This is a genomic window from Arenibacterium sp. CAU 1754, from assembly GCF_054482635.1.
The window spans coordinates 178,888-194,436 of the sequence record NZ_JBTLRG010000001.1 but is presented as its reverse complement, the minus strand read 5'-3'; the positions used below and the strand labels follow the sequence as shown (position 1 = coordinate 194,436).

At 61.2% G+C, this 15,549-nt stretch carries 16 protein-coding genes and 1 other RNA gene; 6 read left to right on the top strand and 11 right to left on the bottom strand.

The features are described from left to right. Nucleotides 1-4: 4 nt before the first annotated feature. The 11 genes from ACXYMO_RS01025 to ACXYMO_RS00975 all read right to left on the bottom strand — a co-directional run bounded on the left by ACXYMO_RS01025 (nucleotide 5) and on the right by ACXYMO_RS00975 (nucleotide 11,060). Complete coding sequence (locus ACXYMO_RS01025; protein WP_458876784.1) at nucleotides 5-445, bottom strand: TrgA family protein; 441 nt, start codon at nucleotides 443-445, stop codon at nucleotides 5-7. Nucleotides 446-457: 12 nt separating this feature from the next. Continuing rightward, nucleotides 458-1,666, bottom strand: coding sequence for a class I SAM-dependent methyltransferase (locus ACXYMO_RS01020; RefSeq protein WP_458876783.1), 1,209 nt, complete (start codon nucleotides 1,664-1,666; stop codon nucleotides 458-460). 74 nt (nucleotides 1,667-1,740) lie between these two features. Beyond that, nucleotides 1,741-3,165, bottom strand: a complete 1,425-nt coding sequence (locus tag ACXYMO_RS01015; protein ID WP_458876782.1) for a cryptochrome/photolyase family protein — start codon at nucleotides 3,163-3,165, stop codon at nucleotides 1,741-1,743. Nucleotides 3,166-3,216: 51 nt separating this feature from the next. Then, complete coding sequence (locus ACXYMO_RS01010; protein WP_458876781.1) at nucleotides 3,217-4,440, bottom strand: aminotransferase class V-fold PLP-dependent enzyme; 1,224 nt, start codon at nucleotides 4,438-4,440, stop codon at nucleotides 3,217-3,219. A gap of 126 nt (nucleotides 4,441-4,566) precedes the next feature. Next, nucleotides 4,567-6,210: a BCCT family transporter gene (locus tag ACXYMO_RS01005; protein WP_458876780.1), complete on the bottom strand. Its 1,644-nt coding sequence runs from the start codon at nucleotides 6,208-6,210 to the stop codon at nucleotides 4,567-4,569. Between the two features lie 20 nt (nucleotides 6,211-6,230). Further along, nucleotides 6,231-6,644 carry a universal stress protein gene (locus ACXYMO_RS01000; RefSeq protein ID WP_458876779.1) on the bottom strand — a complete coding sequence of 138 codons (414 nt, stop codon included), beginning with the start codon at nucleotides 6,642-6,644 and terminating at the stop codon, nucleotides 6,231-6,233. Between the two features lie 352 nt (nucleotides 6,645-6,996). Next, nucleotides 6,997-7,989: an acryloyl-CoA reductase gene (gene acuI, locus ACXYMO_RS00995; protein WP_458876778.1), complete on the bottom strand. Its 993-nt coding sequence runs from the start codon at nucleotides 7,987-7,989 to the stop codon at nucleotides 6,997-6,999. A gap of 76 nt (nucleotides 7,990-8,065) precedes the next feature. After that, nucleotides 8,066-9,169, bottom strand: coding sequence for a dimethylsulfoniopropionate demethylase (locus ACXYMO_RS00990; protein ID WP_458876777.1), 1,104 nt, complete (start codon nucleotides 9,167-9,169; stop codon nucleotides 8,066-8,068). Further along, nucleotides 9,169-9,675 carry a DinB family protein gene (locus ACXYMO_RS00985; RefSeq protein ID WP_458876776.1) on the bottom strand — a complete coding sequence of 169 codons (507 nt, stop codon included), beginning with the start codon at nucleotides 9,673-9,675 and terminating at the stop codon, nucleotides 9,169-9,171. The genes ACXYMO_RS00990 and ACXYMO_RS00985 overlap by 1 nt, the downstream gene beginning before the upstream one ends. Beyond that, entirely contained in the window at nucleotides 9,675-10,307 is a 633-nt protein-coding gene (locus ACXYMO_RS00980; protein ID WP_458876775.1) for a DUF1326 domain-containing protein, read from the bottom strand. Before ACXYMO_RS00980 ends, ACXYMO_RS00985 begins: the two co-directional genes overlap by 1 nt. A gap of 15 nt (nucleotides 10,308-10,322) precedes the next feature. Next, nucleotides 10,323-11,060, bottom strand: coding sequence for a DUF2182 domain-containing protein (locus ACXYMO_RS00975; RefSeq protein WP_458877868.1), 738 nt, complete (start codon nucleotides 11,058-11,060; stop codon nucleotides 10,323-10,325). Between the two features lie 114 nt (nucleotides 11,061-11,174). On the opposite strand from ACXYMO_RS00975, the gene ACXYMO_RS00970 reads away from it, so the two are divergent. From ACXYMO_RS00970 to ACXYMO_RS00945, 6 genes are all read left to right on the top strand, one after another. Beyond that, a complete protein-coding gene (locus tag ACXYMO_RS00970) occupies nucleotides 11,175-11,900 on the top strand; it encodes a FadR/GntR family transcriptional regulator (protein ID WP_458876774.1) in 726 nt (241 codons plus the stop codon). Nucleotides 11,901-11,960: 60 nt separating this feature from the next. Further along, entirely contained in the window at nucleotides 11,961-12,320 is a 360-nt protein-coding gene (locus tag ACXYMO_RS00965) for a DUF4345 family protein (RefSeq protein ID WP_458876773.1), read from the top strand. 52 nt (nucleotides 12,321-12,372) lie between these two features. Further along, nucleotides 12,373-12,720: a transfer-messenger RNA gene (gene ssrA, locus ACXYMO_RS00960) on the top strand. A 186-nt stretch (nucleotides 12,721-12,906) separates the two neighbouring features. Further along, nucleotides 12,907-13,722 carry a chromate resistance protein ChrB domain-containing protein gene (locus ACXYMO_RS00955; RefSeq protein ID WP_458876772.1) on the top strand — a complete coding sequence of 272 codons (816 nt, stop codon included), beginning with the start codon at nucleotides 12,907-12,909 and terminating at the stop codon, nucleotides 13,720-13,722. Continuing rightward, nucleotides 13,719-14,969, top strand: a complete 1,251-nt coding sequence (chrA, locus tag ACXYMO_RS00950; protein ID WP_458876771.1) for a chromate efflux transporter — start codon at nucleotides 13,719-13,721, stop codon at nucleotides 14,967-14,969. The genes ACXYMO_RS00955 and chrA overlap by 4 nt, the downstream gene beginning before the upstream one ends. 77 nt (nucleotides 14,970-15,046) lie before the next feature. Next, the gene (locus tag ACXYMO_RS00945) at nucleotides 15,047-15,514 is read left to right on the top strand and encodes an SspB family protein (protein ID WP_458876770.1); all 468 of its coding nucleotides are present in this window, start codon (nucleotides 15,047-15,049) and stop codon (nucleotides 15,512-15,514) included. Nucleotides 15,515-15,549 lie beyond the last annotated feature (35 nt).

The window sequence follows — 15,549 nt, the reverse complement described above, 5'->3', positions numbered from 1 at the left end:
GATCTCAGCGCCAGTTTCGCCAAGCATATTCGGTGGCCAATCCGGTTGCCACGCCACCAACGGCAAGGGTGATGATGATGTTGGGCACAAACATCGTCATGCCGTATCCGGCCGCAATCTGAAAGATCGCCATCACGGCCTCGAACGGGCCGTCATAGCGGTTGCGCATGGCCAGATCGAACATTTCCCAGCAGCCCTGAACGAAAAGCCCCCAGAACACCATGGCCACGGCCCCGGTGATCCCGTTGTTGATGGCCGCCGTCACCCCGCGCCCGGCGCGTTTGCCCATCACGATCCAGCCGGTGATCGCCCCGATGGCCATGTTGACATAGGTGAAATAGCCAAAATCCAACCCCTCTGGCATGAGCGGAATGATCTGCCCCGAAATGATGAAAGCGGTAATGGCTAGTCCAAGGGCTGCAAACAGTCTGGCGGCGTCGGGCATTGTGGTTCCGTCTTATGTGGGTCGCGACACTGTGATCTGTGTCACGTCGACGGACGCACTGTCAAAGGCCGATGCACATGAAGTCAAATAGAAATTCCACATGCGCCTGAACCTGTTGTCAAAACCCATCTCCGCGATCTGGTCCCATTTCCGGTTGAACGTCTCATGCCAGCGCCGCAGCGTGATGTTATAACTGGGCCCGAACTCGATGGACCGTTCGACTGACAGACCCGCCTTTTCGATCTGTTCGCGCAGGGCCATCGGACTGGGCAGCATACCGCCGGGAAAGATGTATTTCTGGATGAAATCGACGCCTCGTTGGTAGGTTTCCCACCGCCGGTCGGCCACAGTGATGATCTGAAGAGTGGCATTGCGGCCCGGTTTCAGGCGGTCGCGGACGGTGTTGAAATAGGCGGGCCAGTATTTCTGACCCACCGCCTCGAACATCTCGATGCTGGCAATGCCATCATAGACGCCGGTTTCGTCGCGATAGTCCTGAAGTTTGAATTCGACCTGATCGGACAGCCCCGCCTTGGTGATCCGCTCCTGGGCATAGGCGAACTGTTCCTTGCTGATGGTCAGGCCCGTCACCTTCAGCCCCCGTTCGCGCGCCGCATATTCGGCAAAGCCGCCCCATCCACAGCCGATTTCCAGGATATGGTCGCCTTCCTTGGCGCCCATCTGGTCCACCATGCTGGCATATTTCGCGATCTGGGCCTTTTCGGTGCTTTCCTGCCCGGTTTCAAACAGCGCGCTGGAATAGGTCATCGTGTCATCAAGCCACAGACCGTAAAAATCGTTCCCGAGATCGTAATGATAGGCGATATTCTTTTTGGCCTGTTCCTTGTGGTTACGCTGCAGCCAGAAACGAAGACGCTCATACGCCCGCACAAGCATCATCCCCGGAAAGCCGTCATAAATTTCATCATTGCCCTGATGCAAAAGGTCCATGAAGGCCTGCAGGTCCGGCGTGCTCCACCACTCCTCAAGATAGGCGTCACAAAACCCAAGGTCGCCATCACGGATGAGCCGGGCAAACAGATCAGGGTTGTGAACATGCAATTCCGCCACCGGACCGGGATTGGCGCCCTCGGCCCGGAACACGCGGCCATCCGGCAGCGTGATGTCGAGCCGCCCGTTCTGCAACTCGCCCAGCAGGTCCATCACGGACGTGAAATACCGCGGCAGGTTCGCCTGTCCATTCGTGTCAGTCAGTATCATCCGCACTCCATTCGCGGTTATTTCCATATGCTAAGGTGGATGCCGCCCCTCAGGCAAGCCATCCGGTTTTCTGATCAGAAGTCGCGGTTTTCATAGGCGTCCAGCGCCGCCTTGCGTCCCGCATCCAGCGCAACGATCGGGTCGGGATAATCGTCCCCAGCCGACATAGCCCAACGCTCCGGCATGGCCCGGAAATAATCGAGCGCCGTCTCGGGCGGGTTGGATTGACCTTCGGCAATCCAGCGTTTGGCATAGCTGTGCTCGGGGTCGAACTTGTCCAGTTGAGTAACCGGGTTGAACACCCGGAAATACGGCGCCGCGTCGGGTCCGGACCCGGCCGCCCATTGCCAGCCCATCGCGTTGCTGGCGGGGTCCCAGTCGATCAGGCACTCCTCGAACCATTTCTGACCGATCCGCCAATGGCACATCAGATGTTTGGTCAGGTAGCTGGCCACGATCATCCGGCCCCGGTTGTGCATCCGTCCGGTGACATACATCTCGCGCATGGCCGCATCGACGAACTTGACGCCTGTGCGCCCCTTTTTCCACGCCTTTACCTCGGACAGGCGTTCGTCGGTGTTCCAAGGAAAACTGTCCCACCCCTCGCGCCAGTTGTCGGTCAGCATATGGGGCGTGTGATACATCAGGTGATAGGCAAATTCGCGCCAGACCAGTTCTTTCAGAAAGGTCTCGGCCCCCGGTTTTCCGGCATCCATCGCGCGTTGGCCCGCGTGCCAGCAGCGATGCGGGCTGATCTCGCCCAGGCTCAGGTTCTCGGACAGGCCGGACGTGGCATCGATCGCGGGGCAATCGCGCTCTGCCTTGTACTTGCCGATTGCCTCCTCGACGAACCAGTCCAGACGGTCCTGCGCCGCGCTTGCCCCGAGGCGGACATGGGCGCGCACCACCCCTGCCCCGCGGTGCATCGCCGCCCCCAGGTCCCAGTCGTCCAGATCGTCGGAGTTGGGCCAGACATCTGGCGCGGACAATGTGGACGGTGCGGCCTGCGGCGCGGCCACGTCGCGCTGGCGCACCGATTTCCACATCGGCGTAAACACCTTGTAAAACCCGCCCTCCTTGGTTTCGACCGTCCAGGGTTCGAACAACAGATGGCCTGCAAAGCTACGGCCCTCGATCCCGTCCTCCTTGAGGGCGGATTTGATATCGCGGTCGCGCGCGATGCTGTCAGGGTCATAAAGGCGGGTCCAAAAGACCGCGCTGGCGCCGGTGTCGCGGATCAGCTCACGCAGCTGGTCCAGCGCCTTGCCCCGCCGCAGGATAAGGCGACTGCCCGCGTTCGACAGGGTTTCGCTGAACCGCCCGAGCCCAAGGCCCAGCCGCCATTTGGGCGCGGCGCCAAGGGTTTCGGCCAGATCGTCCAGCACGAACACCGGGATCACGGGCCGTCCCCCCTCGCAGGCGGCCTGAACCGCCGGGTGATCTTCCAGTCGCAGATCGCGGCGAAACCACAGAATGACGGGTGATTTATCCGATGCCATGCTCAATCCTCATACTCTTTGGTTAGACTACGCAGAGACACCGCAACTGGATTAAAGAACTTGCTCCAAACTGTTCAAAAGATGGTCAATTTCTGCCTGTGACGTGTAATGCGTAAAGCTCAGGCGCAACACGCCTGATGTTTCCGGCACGCCAAGCGCGGCAAGCGTGCGCACCGCATAAAAGTCACCGCCTGCGGCCATGATCCCCCTGTCGGCCAGTTCTGCCGCGATGGCAGCGGGATCACGCGCTGGAACCACGGCAACCGTGGGCGCGCGCCGCTGTGCATCCGCCGGTCCAAGAAGGCGCAGATCATTGCGGTTGTTCAGCATGTCGAGGACCGGCTGCAGCAGCATGGTTTCCTGCCCGCGCATCAGGTCGTGCACAAAACCCCCGCGCTGTGTCGCCCCGTCGGACGGACCGCCGTGATGATCGCACAGCGCATCGACATAATCCGCAATCCCGGCGCAGGCCGCCACCTGTGCATGGTCGGGGCCTGCCGGAGTAAAGCGTTTGTAAAGATCACCGGCGTTGAAATAATGCCCCTGATTGGGAAGCATTTCGCCCAGCGCGCGGCGCATGATCATCAGCCCCTGGTGCGGGCCATATGTCTTGTAGGCCGAAAACAGATAGATATCCGGCCCCAACTGCCCGATGTCCGCAAACCCATGGGGCGCGTAGGAAACCCCATCGACGCAGACGAACGCCCCCGCCGCATGGGCCATGGCGGTGATTTCCGTCACCGGATTGATTTCACCCACCACGTTTGAGCAATGCGGAAAACACACAAGCCGGACGTTTTCATCCAGCAACGGTTCCAGATCCTCGGGGTTCAGACTGCCGGTGTCTGGGTCGATTTTCCATTCGCGAATGTCGATGCCATCCTCGGCCAGCCGCCGCCACGGGCCGGAATTGGCCTCGTGATCCTGATTGGTGACGACAATCGCCTCACCGGGGGACATCCATGTGCGGAACGCCTGCGCCAGAACATAGGTGTTCTGCGTCGTCGACGGACCAAAGCTCAGCTCATCCGGTGCGACGCCCAGCAAGGCCGACAGCCGCGCCCGCGCCTCGTCCATCTCTTCCCCGCCCAACCGGCTCGGCGTGGCCGGGCCATAGGGCTGCATCTTGCGTTCGGTATAAAACCGGGTCAGCCGGTCGATCACGGGGCGGCAGACATAGGATCCGCCCGCATTTTCGAAATGCGCCTGCCCGCGCAGGCTGTCTTCGGAAAATGCCGGAAACTGCGCGCGTACGAAATCCAGATCCAGTGTCATGCCAACCCCTTTCAGAATGTGCGCAGGAAACCGGGCTTTGCCCGCGCGGTCAAGCAGATGCCGACCAGGAAAAAGCCCCGGCAGATCATTCTGCCGGGGCTTGGATTGCAAAAGCTCAAAGCCTGGTCAGCCGCGTCGTTCGGCGGCCAGCCCCCGGAAGATTGCCCAGCACATGATCAGAAGGACAACCGTAAACGGCAACCCAGTCGAGATCACCATGGACTGAAGGGATTTCAGCCCCCCTGCGGACAACAACAGCACGATGGCCACGGCGCCTTCGAAGATGCACCAGAACACACGCTGTGGGGCGGGTGCATCGACCTTGCCCCCCGCAGTGATCGTGTCGATCACCAGCGAACCCGAGTCCGACGACGTCACGAAGAAAACGATGACCAGAAGGATACCGATAAAGCTGGTGATCCCGGTCAGCGGCAGTTCCTTGAGCATCTCGAACAGCTTGAGTTCAAGCGGTGCGTCCTGCGCGGCGGTATAGCCGTCGCTCACCACCTGGTGGATCGCCGTGCCGCCAAAAACGCTCATCCACAGAACGCAGACAAGGCTTGGGATCAGCAGAACGCAGATGATGAATTCGCGTACGCTGCGGCCCCGGCTGACGCGGGCGATGAACATGCCGACGAAGGGGGACCAGCTGATCCACCACGCCCAGTAGAACGATGTCCAGCCCTGGCTGAAGTTGACGTCCTCACGCCCCACCGGCATCGACAAGTCTGGCAGATACTGCAGATAGGCGCCGAGATAATCGACAAACCCCGTCAGCAAAAGCAGCGTCGGCCCCGTGAAGAGCACGAACAGCAACAGTGCGAAAGCCAGCCCCATGTTGATTTCGGACAAGACCTTGACCCCGCCATCCAGACCCCGCAGGACCGAGATCAGCGCAATCGCCGTGATCGCCGAAATCAGGATGACTTCAGTAGTGGCGCCAACGGGAACCCCGAACAGTTCGTTCAGGCCCGCATTGGCCTGCGTGGCCCCAAACCCAAGCGATGTTGCAAGGCCAAACAGCGTCGCAAAAACCGCCAGAATGTCGATGACATGGCCCCACCAGCCCCAGACCCGGTCACCCAGGATGGGGTAAAAGGCCGAGCGGATCGTTAGTGGCAACCCCTTGTTATAGGTGAACAACGCCAGCGCCAAAGCCACGACCGCGTAAATCGCCCAGGGGTGAAGCCCCCAGTGAAAGATGGTCGCGGCCATGCCCAGGCGGACGGCAGCGTCCGTATCTCCGGCTGCAGCCCCAAGCGGCGCCCAGTCGCTTCGCGCACCGTCTTCTCCCAGCGCCGTGCCACCCAGCGAACTGCTGAAATGGCTCATCGGTTCGGCCACGCCGTAAAACATCAGGCCAATGCCCATGCCTGCGGCGAACAGCATCGCAAACCAGCCTGCATAGGAATAGTCCGGCGTTGCCTCTGCCCCGCCCAACCGCACGCTGCCATAGGGGCTGACGATCAGGAACAGGCAGAAGAGAACGAAAATATTCGCGGCTCCAAGGAAGAACCAGTCAAACCCCTTGGTCACGGCGCCGAACATCCAGGTAAAGGCTGCGCCGGACTGCTCTGGCAGCGCCAGTGTGTAGAACACGAAGGCCACGATCGCGAGGCCCGAAACAAGGAATACCGGATTGTGGATATCGAAACCAAAAGGCCCGACCGAGCCTTCGACGTTGTCCTGACCGATTTCATAGTCGGTATCGATGATATCCGAATGGCCTTCCGGCTCCGGTATACCCTGATTTGAAGTTGTGTCTGTCATCGCGCGTCTCCCTTACCCGGTTATCTCACGACCATGACGCTGGCCTTGGCATGGCCTGCGATCTTGCCGCCGTTGGAGGGCCAGATGTACTCAGTCACGCCCGGCACATGGCTGGCCATCACGACCAGATCGGCCCCGGTTTCGCTGACCTGTTTCAACAGGACATCGTCCAGATCGGTTGTCGGATCATGTGCGATGGCCATGTGCCCTTGGGCCTTGATGCCGCGCAATTCAGCTTGCGCAGCGGCGAATGCCTCCAGTTTTTCGTCATATTCTGCCGGAGTATGGGCCAGCGGGCCCGGTGTCGGCGTCGTGACGCCCACATATGTTATCGGTGCGTCATACTGGCGTGACAACATGGCCGCGCATTCCAGCGCTTTTTCCTGCTTGTCCAGATGAGCCAGATCAACAGGCACCATAATTCTGCTGAACATGTATCTCCCTCCTGTCCGCGCGCGGGGTTTATACCCCGGAAGGATGCCCGGGAGACCCGCTGCGTCTATGGTTCGAGCATGGCTGGAACCGGAGCATCCGACCCTGCACAGCTCAGGGTCAGCGTAACCCGGCCGCTGTCTTTGAGGCAAACATGAACGGCAATTCCCCTCTGCAAAGCGACAGCCAGGGGGCGCATGCGGGTCTTTCTCAGGGGATATTGAATGGGGCCGCACCGGTGCGGCGGGCGGTTTCGGATGCGGTCAAATCGGTGAAAAACGGCGCGATCTCGTGGCCAAACGCAAATGGCGCGACACCGGGTGCCGCGCCATTCCAAACCGGGATTATGCGCACTCAGCCGTTTACATCCACGACCACACGGCCCTTGACCTGACCTTTGAGGATGTCGGCACCCAGCTGTGGAAGATCCGCCAATGTCGCGGGTTGGATCATCGCCTCGAGCTTGTCCATCGGCAGGTCGCTGGCGATACGGCCCCAGGCGCGCAAACGATTGTCATAGGGCTGCATCACGCTGTCGATGCCCAACAGGTTCACCCCGCGCAACAGGAAGGGAATGACCGTTGCGGGCAACCCGGCCCCGCCGGCCAGACCCACGGCAGCAACCGAGGCGCCGTATTTCATCTGCCCCAGCACCCGTGCCAGCATCGCGCCGCCCACGGCATCCACGCAGCCCGCCCAGGTTTCCCCTTCCAGCGGACGCTTGGTGGTTTCGTTGATCTCTTCGCGCGCCACGATCTGCGTTGCGCCGAGGGATTTCAGGTAATCCGCGGTTTCGGGGCGTCCGGTCACACCGGCCACTTCATAGCCCAGGGTGGCCAGGATGGCGGTGGCCACAGACCCCACGCCGCCTGCGGCCCCGGTCACCAGAACCGGGCCGTGCCCCGGCTCCATCCCATGATCCTCAAGCGCCATGACGGCCAGCATTGCGGTAAACCCGGCGGTGCCCACGGCCATCGCCTGACGCGCGCTCAGCCCATCGGGAAGCGGAACCAGCCAATCTGCCTTGACCCGCGCCTTTTGCGCATAGCCGCCCCAGTGCGCCTCGCCCACGCGCCACCCGGTCAAAACGACCTTGTCACCGGGTTTGTAGCGATCATCCGAGGACTCCTCGACCGTGCCGGCGAAATCGATCCCCGGAACATGCGGGTATTTCCGCACCAATCCGCCGCCCGGACCGATGCACAGGCCGTCCTTGTAATTGACGGTGGAATATTCGACCGCGACGGTCACCTCACCATGGGGCAGATCCTCAAGTGAAATCTGCTGCACCGAGGCGTTTATCTTGCCGCTGTCTTCGTCTTTCGTAACTACCAATGCGTTGAACATCGAATTTCCCCTATTTCCGGCACAGGCGGGATGCCCGGCCCTGTTTCTGTCTGGTTTGGCTGGTCAAAGACCGTAACTACAGCCAAAATTTTTCTTCCACGCGCGCGCGGCGCATGCCTGCGGGCGTTTCGACTTCAAGCTGGGTGCCGGCCTCCCAATGGGTCATGCGCACCATGCCGATGGACACATTTGTTTCGAAATCCGGCGACCAGGCGGCCGATGTGATCTGACCGACCTTTTTGCCGCCCGCCAGCAATGGCCAGGCCCGGTCGCATCCCGGCAGATCATCACCCGCGATCGAGATTGGGCGGACCTGCTGCACCGGACCTTCCTTGGCCACCCGCAGCAAGGCGTCGCGCCCGATACAGCCGATGGCCGTCTGGGTGTCGCAGAACCGGCCCAGGCCGCATTCATGCGGCGTGTTGTCGTCGGTCATGTCGTTGCCATAGCTCAGCAGCCCGCCTTCGACGCGTTCGATGGCGTTGGGGCAGCCTGCCCGCACATCCAGATCGCCGCCCGCCTCGAACAAGGCATTCCAGAGCGGCATGCCGATATCCCCGCCTTCAACATAAATCTCGAACCCGCCCTGCCGGGAATACCCGGACCGGGCGATCAGCATGTCCCGCCCCTGAAACTGGAACCAGCCGTATCTGAAAAAACGCAAATTGCGCACCGCATCGCCAAAGACCCGCGCCATCAATGCGTCTGCCTTCGGACCCTGGATTGCCAGTGGTGAGACATCCGGTTCATCCACCAGAACATCCAGACGATACCCGTTGGCAATACCCTTGACCCACAGCAGCAGATCGCTGTCGGCAATGGATATCCACCACCGGTCGTCCGAAATCTTCACGGTAACCGGATCGTTCAGCATCCCGCCGGTTTCATCCACGATGGGCACGTAATAACAATGCCCGGCCATCGTCGACCGCAGGTCGCGCGGCGTCAGCATCTGCATTAGGCGGCTGGCATCCGGTCCGCGCAGTTCGACCTGGCGTTCACAGGCGACATCCCAGACCTGAACATGCGTCTTGAGATGCCTGTAATCGTCCTGCAGGGAGTGGAACACGGTTGGCAGCAGCATCCGGTTGTAAACCGTGTATGCCGAAACCCCTGCGGCCTCGACCCCGTCGGAAAACGGCGTGCGGCGCAAGCGGCGCGAGGGTGAAATCAGGGCCATCAGAACTCCTCCGGCATGAAGATGAGATCACTGACCGGGGCCTTGGACCCGGTGGCGGTCAGCATGGCGTGAACCTGACCCCGGTGATGGGTCTGATGATTGAAGAATCCCATCACGCATTGCTCCATCGGTTTGCTCACGTCGCGCCCCATGATCCCCGAGTACCAGGTAAGGTCGCCCTTGAGATCGATGTTGTCCAGCGATTTGGCCCAGAGTTCGATCCGCCCGTCCATGCGGAACCGCTCGGCGCTCCAGGCGGCCAGGGTCGGACAGAGGATCACGCTGTCTTTGCCATCCACATCCGGGCCTGCGCCGCCGTCAAAGCGCGAGATCCAGAGGTGGTCGCCCCACAGCAAATGGTTCACCGTTTCAAGGATTGACCCAAAGAACGCACCGCGGTCCCGGGTCAGATCCTTGGGGGTTAGGTCCTGAAGAAACCGCTGCAACTGTTTATTCTGCCAGCGATTATACCGGGACATCATTAAACAGTAGTCGCGGTCAATCATCAGCGTGGACCGTGCCAGTCGATCTGGCAGATCTCGGCACTGCGGCCTTCGAAATCCCAGACCCGGCCAAAGGCGCGCACGCGGCCCTTGGTGGCGGTGGCGACGGTGATGTCCGGCCCCATCCAGTATTCGGTGTTGGTCACGACGATATCCTTGCCGTCTTTGCCCTCCACCGGCACGACCGAACCCTGGATTTTCTTGCCCACCATCAGGCGGCGTTCCTTGCCTTCGGTTTCAAAGACGACCGGAGCACGCTCGGCCCCCAGGAATTCGCCAACCAGCATGCCAAACAATCCGGTTGTGCCGCGCGCCGCACCGGAAAAGATCGCTTCCAGTGCCGCATACTGGTCGTCGCTGGCGCGGTCATCGATGAACGCCGCCGCTTTCCAGTTGCCGCGCCCCATATTGCCCGGAATTTCCAGGAACAGGCCGACATTCAGCCCCGACAGCTCCACACCGCCATAGTCGCCCTCATCAATGCGAATGCCCGACCAGGCCTGACAATGGCCCTCGGTCGGCGGATGCTTGCCCAGCGATACAACGCAGGGGCAAAACACCGTGCAGTTGCAGTTCAGGATAAGTTCGCCCTTGATCGTCCAGGGAATTGTTCCGATTTCACCGTCCAAAGCCATGAGGTTTCTCCCTTCTCATAGAGCCGTTACGCCCAACCAAAGTGCTGCCCCGATCAGGGCCACACCCAGCGGGCGGGTCATCCATCGCCCGATTTCAGGCATCTTCTCCAGCGCCATCAAAAGGGTCGCCAACCCCATGAAAGCAATGTTCATCACGCCGCCAACAAAGGCGAGCAACATCAGCGCCCAGCAGCAACCAAGACAGACAAGGCCCAACCGCACCCCATTGCGCCACGGCCCCTCGTCCCAATACTGCATGAAAAAGGTAAGCGGCATCCGGCATTTCGACAGGCAGGCGTCCTTCAAGGCACTGAACTGGTAAAGCCCCGCCCCAGCCAGCAGCCCTGCGGACAAAACTGTCGAAAGCGAGTCGCCGAACGCGCTCACCAGCCCGGCATTGAACAGACCCATCTGCACAGCTGCCGCCAAAACCGAAAAACCCAACCAGATCAAAAGGTAGCCGCCAATCAGCTGGCCGAAATGCGCCCCCGGCGCCGCCTTTGACAGATCGTCATACGTGGCAAAGGCCGGCAACGCCGTCGGTGCCATCATGGCCGCGCTCATCAGCACCCACATCAGCAGGACCCGCGCAAACCCGGCCGCATCGGGTGTAACGGTGCACAGCTCGGCCCAGAACTGAGCGCCATAAAGCTTGGATGCCGCCCGCAGTTCGGCCGGGAGTGACATGGCAAACAGCGCGCCCCACGCCAACAGGATCATCGCAAACAGCGCCAGCCAATGCGCGCCCCGCATAACACGGATTCTCTGCACCAATGCGGTCACACCACAGCTCCTCTTGGCGACTCGGCCTTTCCATGGTTAATGTCAGACAATTGCCAGTACGGCGCAAGCGTAAATGTCAGACAATTGAAAATCGACCCAAACAGCACCGCTGATCTATCGGCCCAGATTGCCAAGGCGATCCGCGATGCGATCATCTCGGGCGATCTCATCGTGGACGAGCGCTTGCCGTCCGAGGCCGAACTGGCAGACCAGTTCGACGTCTCCCGCCCGACGGTACGCGAAGCGCTCAAACGGTTGGCCGCGCAAAGCCTGATCCGCACCCAGCGCGGCGCAACGGGCGGCGCCTTTGTGAACCGGCTGAACTATCCCGATGCCTATGCCCAGCAGATCACCACCTCGACCCTGTTGCTCAGCATGAACGCGGTCAGTTTCGAAACCGCCTGCGAGGCGCGGTTCGCCTTGGAACGCGCCTGCGCCCCGCTGTCCGCACAGCGGCGCACCCCCGATCACCTGGCCACCATGCGCGCCGAGATTCACCGGCAAGCGCAGCCCGGCCTGACGGACGAATCCTTCTGCGCCTCGGACGTGACCTTTCACCGGGCGCTGGTCGACGGGGCCTGCAACCCGGTCTTGTCCTACCAACTGGCTGGCGCGGTCGAAGCGATGCAACCGCTGATGAACATGATCACCTTCACCGCCCGCTCCCGCGACCAGATCGTGACCCATCATACCGCTATTGCCGATGCTGTGGACCGTCAGGATGCCCGGGCCGTCGACCAGCACCTTCAGGACCTGGCACGCTATACCCAATCTCTGGCCCGCGATGTTCTGGCCCGGCGCACGGCGTGAACCGTTCCGGCAAACCGCCATTTTCCTTGCTTTTGGCGTTCCTGGGGTTACCTCCCGCTCATGATTGACACGCTCAACCTCATTGCCGCCCTGCTGACCATCGGGTTTGGTCTGTTCGGCTTTCTCGCTCCGCGGTTTACAGCCTCGGCGCTGGATTTGCAGACCACGGCCAGCACGATGGGCCTGTCGGAAATGCGCGCCTCGGTCGGCGGGCTGTTCGTGGTGGCGGGGGCCGCCGTGCTCTGGCTCGACCAGCCGATCGCTTATGCCATGCTGGGATTTGTCTATGCCGGGGCGGCCTTGGGGCGCCTTGTGTCACTGGTGCTGGATGCACCGCCATTGGCAAAGGTGCTGGTTTTCGGCGGGATCGAAGCCGCGCTTGCCGTCTGGCTGATCCTGGCAAATCTGCCGTCTGCCTGAGATACGCCCCTCCCATTCATCTTGCCAAAAAAAACTCCCGCCGGAGGCCCCGACAATTGCAAAGCGGACCAGCCTCACCTATATTCATCCTGTCCTTCGGGACTATGGACATAAACGCGCTCGTAATAAGCGGATCGGACCCGGGGGCGGTACCCGGCGGCTCCACCAATAATCCTTCATTTGGGGATCATGGGGCCGAAACAGGATCGACGAACGTCTAAAGGGGTTAGCTTTGTCTCGGCTGTCTGCCACCGTTATCGGCGAAACTTGTACAATTGCAAATGACAATCGTGCTCCGGTTGCCGTTGCTGCGTAAGCAGTAACCAGACCGAAACTTAAGTCCTTGCGCCTAGCAGTGTAAGGCGGGGTTCGCAGGCACCTGGCAACAGAAGCCTGCACTTTCCTCCCCCTTCATCATTTTTTCGTTGTGCCTGGTATCCGGGCCGAAGGTGTGCGGCCCTCTTTTCCCAGCAGCATTGACAACCCCTTCCGGTTTGCGCTTGTCTGCACCCATGGGGATTTCCGCGAACGCCCCGTGAGGCGACAGCCCAAGGTTCGCATGTTTCCGTTTGAGAGGATGCATGCCATGGCTGCCCCCAATGAAATCACCCCGGCACAACTGCTTCGCCTGATCGGCACCCCGCAGGCGCCCGTCATCGTTGATATTTGCCTGAAAGAAGATTTTGACGCCGATCCCTACCTCGTTCCGGGGGCGATCCGTCATGCCCACTCCGATATCGATGGGCTGAAAACCCGGCTGGGTGGGCGGGAGTGCGTTGTCATCTGCCAAAAGGGTCTCAAGCTGAGCCAGGGTACCAGCGCTTGGTTGCGCAACGACGGGATTGGGGCCGAATATCTGCAGGGCGGCATGTATGGCTGGCGCGATCATCCCGATACGCCGCGCATCCCGGCAAGATCACTGCCCGAGCCGGTGAACGGCAGCACCCTGTGGGTCACCCGGCACCGCCCCAAGATCGACCGTATCGCCTGTCCCTGGCTGATCCGGCGGTTCATCGACCCGACTGCCCGGTTTCTGTTTGTCTCCCCTGCCGAGGTCGGCCCCGTGGCCGAGCGCATGGGCGCAACCCCGTTCGACATCGAGGGCGTGTTCTGGAGCCATCGCGGCGCGGCCTGCACCTTTGACGTGATGCTGGACGAATTCGGCCTGCGCACGCCCCCGCTGGACCGGTTGGCCCGCGTCGTGCGCGCCGCGGACACAAACCGTCACGACCTGTCCCCCGAGTCTGCGGGCCTTCTGGCGATATCGGTGGGCCTGTCGCGCCAGTATCGCGATGACCATGAACAACTGAACGCCGGCATGGGGGTTTACGATGCACTCTACCGCTGGGCCCGCGACGGTCAGGGCGAAGGGCACGACTGGCCGACGGGGCGCAAGGCATGACCCAACCGACATTTTCACAAATGCTGCGGGTTTTTGGCCGCATCGGTGTGCTGAGCTTTGGCGGGCCCGCCGCCCAGATCGCGCTGATGCACAAGGAGTTGGTCGAAACCCGCGATTGGCTGGATGAACAGACATTCCTGCGCGCCCTGTCGCTCTGCATGCTGCTGCCCGGTCCCGAGGCCATGCAACTGGCCACCTATGCCGGGTGGCGGTTGCGCGGCACTTTGGGGGGCCTCCTTGCCGGGCTGCTGTTTGTCCTGCCCGGCGCGGCGGTGATTGCAGTTTTGGTGGCGCTTTATGTTGCCTTTGGTCAGGTGCCTCTGGTTCAGGCGGCGTTTCTGGGAATCAAGGCCGCCGTTATCATCATCGTGCTGCAGGCGCTTTTGAAAGTGTCGCGCAAGGCGCTGGGCCAGCGCTCGGCATGGGTGATCGCCGGGCTTGCCTTTGTCGCGATCTTTGCCTTTGACCTGCCCTTTCCCCTGATCATCGCCCTGGCCGGAGTTTGGGGATACATGACCACCCGGGGCGCGAACGGGCAAGCCTTGCCGCCCCCGGCGGCGGCAAGGCCAGTGCAAACCGTGCTGCTCTGGGGCGGTCTGTGGATGGCCCCGCTTGTTGCGCTTAGCCTCGCCAAAGCCACGTTTCTTGCGGAAACCGGGTGGTTCTTTGCCCGGCTGGCCGTGGTCACCTTTGGCGGGGCTTATGCGGTTCTGGGCTATATGACCCAGACGGTCGTTCAGGATTACGGCTGGATAAGCACGGCGCAGATGATCGACGCGCTTGGTCTGGCCGAAACGACGCCGGGGCCGCTGATCCTGGTGACGCAGTTCGTCGCCATGCTGAGCGGTCAGTCCGAGGGCGGCGCAACACTGGCGCTGGCGGCCGGTCTGGTCGCGCTTTGGGCGACCTTCATGCCCTGTTTCCTGTGGATTTTCCTGGCCGGCCCGTATCTTGAGCGGATTGCCGCCCGCCCGCGCCTGTCCGGCGCGCTGAACGCGATCACCGCCGCCGTGGTCGGTGTGATCCTGAACCTGTCGGTCTGGTTTGCACTGCATGTGCTGTTTGCGCGCGTGGACGTCCTGCACCGGGGCCCGTTGGCGATAGCGATGCCTGACTGGGCCAGTCTGAACCTCTGGGCCCTGGCCCTGACCGTGCTGGCCGGATTGGTGTTTCTGGTGGCCAAACGGGGGATGGGCATCGGTCTGGCGATCATGGCGTTTGCCGGCATCGCGGTGGCAAGCCTCTGATGCCACTTGTGCATTTGTCGCTCTTTTGTTTCTCTCCGAATCTTCTATGCTGAAACTGCTGGTTCGGGGAGCACGCGATGACTCGCGATATTGACTATGGAAACCTGATGCACTCTGCCATGCGCGGTCTGATAAAGACCGTGCTGCAGGATATTGCCGAAAATGGCCTGCCGGGACAGCATCATTTCTTCATTACCTTCGACACATCGCACCCCGATGCGGAGCTGGCCGATTGGCTGGCAGACAGATATCCGGGCGAAATGACCGTCGTCTTGCAGCATTGGTTTGACAACCTTGAGGTTGGCGAAGACGGGTTTTCCGTCACCCTGAACTTTGGCGATGCGCCCGAGCCGCTATATATTCCCTATGACGCGATCAAGACCTTCGTGGATCCGTCGGTGGAGTTCGGGCTTCGGTTTGAAACCGCCGAAGAGGACGACGAGCCGGAACCCGACGCGATCAACACCGATCACGCCCAAGAAACACCCGAAGACGCCGCGAAATCGGATGCCGAGGTCGTCTCATTGGATAGTTTCCGCAAATAGCCATCCGTGTCGATGCGTCAGGCCTCTGACAACGC

Coding starts and splice junctions, on each gene's coding strand:
- ACXYMO_RS01025 (WP_458876784.1), bottom strand. CDS start 445: ATGCCCGACGCCGCCAGACTGTTTGCAGCCCTTGGACTAGCCATTACC.
- ACXYMO_RS01020 (WP_458876783.1), bottom strand. CDS start 1,666: ATGATACTGACTGACACGAATGGACAGGCGAACCTGCCGCGGTATTTC.
- ACXYMO_RS01015 (WP_458876782.1), bottom strand. CDS start 3,165: ATGGCATCGGATAAATCACCCGTCATTCTGTGGTTTCGCCGCGATCTG.
- ACXYMO_RS01010 (WP_458876781.1), bottom strand. CDS start 4,440: ATGACACTGGATCTGGATTTCGTACGCGCGCAGTTTCCGGCATTTTCC.
- ACXYMO_RS01005 (WP_458876780.1), bottom strand. CDS start 6,210: ATGACAGACACAACTTCAAATCAGGGTATACCGGAGCCGGAAGGCCAT.
- ACXYMO_RS01000 (WP_458876779.1), bottom strand. CDS start 6,644: ATGTTCAGCAGAATTATGGTGCCTGTTGATCTGGCTCATCTGGACAAG.
- acuI (WP_458876778.1), bottom strand. CDS start 7,989: ATGTTCAACGCATTGGTAGTTACGAAAGACGAAGACAGCGGCAAGATA.
- ACXYMO_RS00990 (WP_458876777.1), bottom strand. CDS start 9,169: ATGGCCCTGATTTCACCCTCGCGCCGCTTGCGCCGCACGCCGTTTTCC.
- ACXYMO_RS00985 (WP_458876776.1), bottom strand. CDS start 9,675: ATGATTGACCGCGACTACTGTTTAATGATGTCCCGGTATAATCGCTGG.
- ACXYMO_RS00980 (WP_458876775.1), bottom strand. CDS start 10,307: ATGGCTTTGGACGGTGAAATCGGAACAATTCCCTGGACGATCAAGGGC.
- ACXYMO_RS00975 (WP_458877868.1), bottom strand. CDS start 11,060: ATGCGGGGCGCGCATTGGCTGGCGCTGTTTGCGATGATCCTGTTGGCG.
- ACXYMO_RS00965 (WP_458876773.1), top strand. CDS start 11,961: ATGATTGACACGCTCAACCTCATTGCCGCCCTGCTGACCATCGGGTTT.
- ACXYMO_RS00955 (WP_458876772.1), top strand. CDS start 12,907: ATGGCTGCCCCCAATGAAATCACCCCGGCACAACTGCTTCGCCTGATC.
- chrA (WP_458876771.1), top strand. CDS start 13,719: ATGACCCAACCGACATTTTCACAAATGCTGCGGGTTTTTGGCCGCATC.
- ACXYMO_RS00945 (WP_458876770.1), top strand. CDS start 15,047: ATGACTCGCGATATTGACTATGGAAACCTGATGCACTCTGCCATGCGC.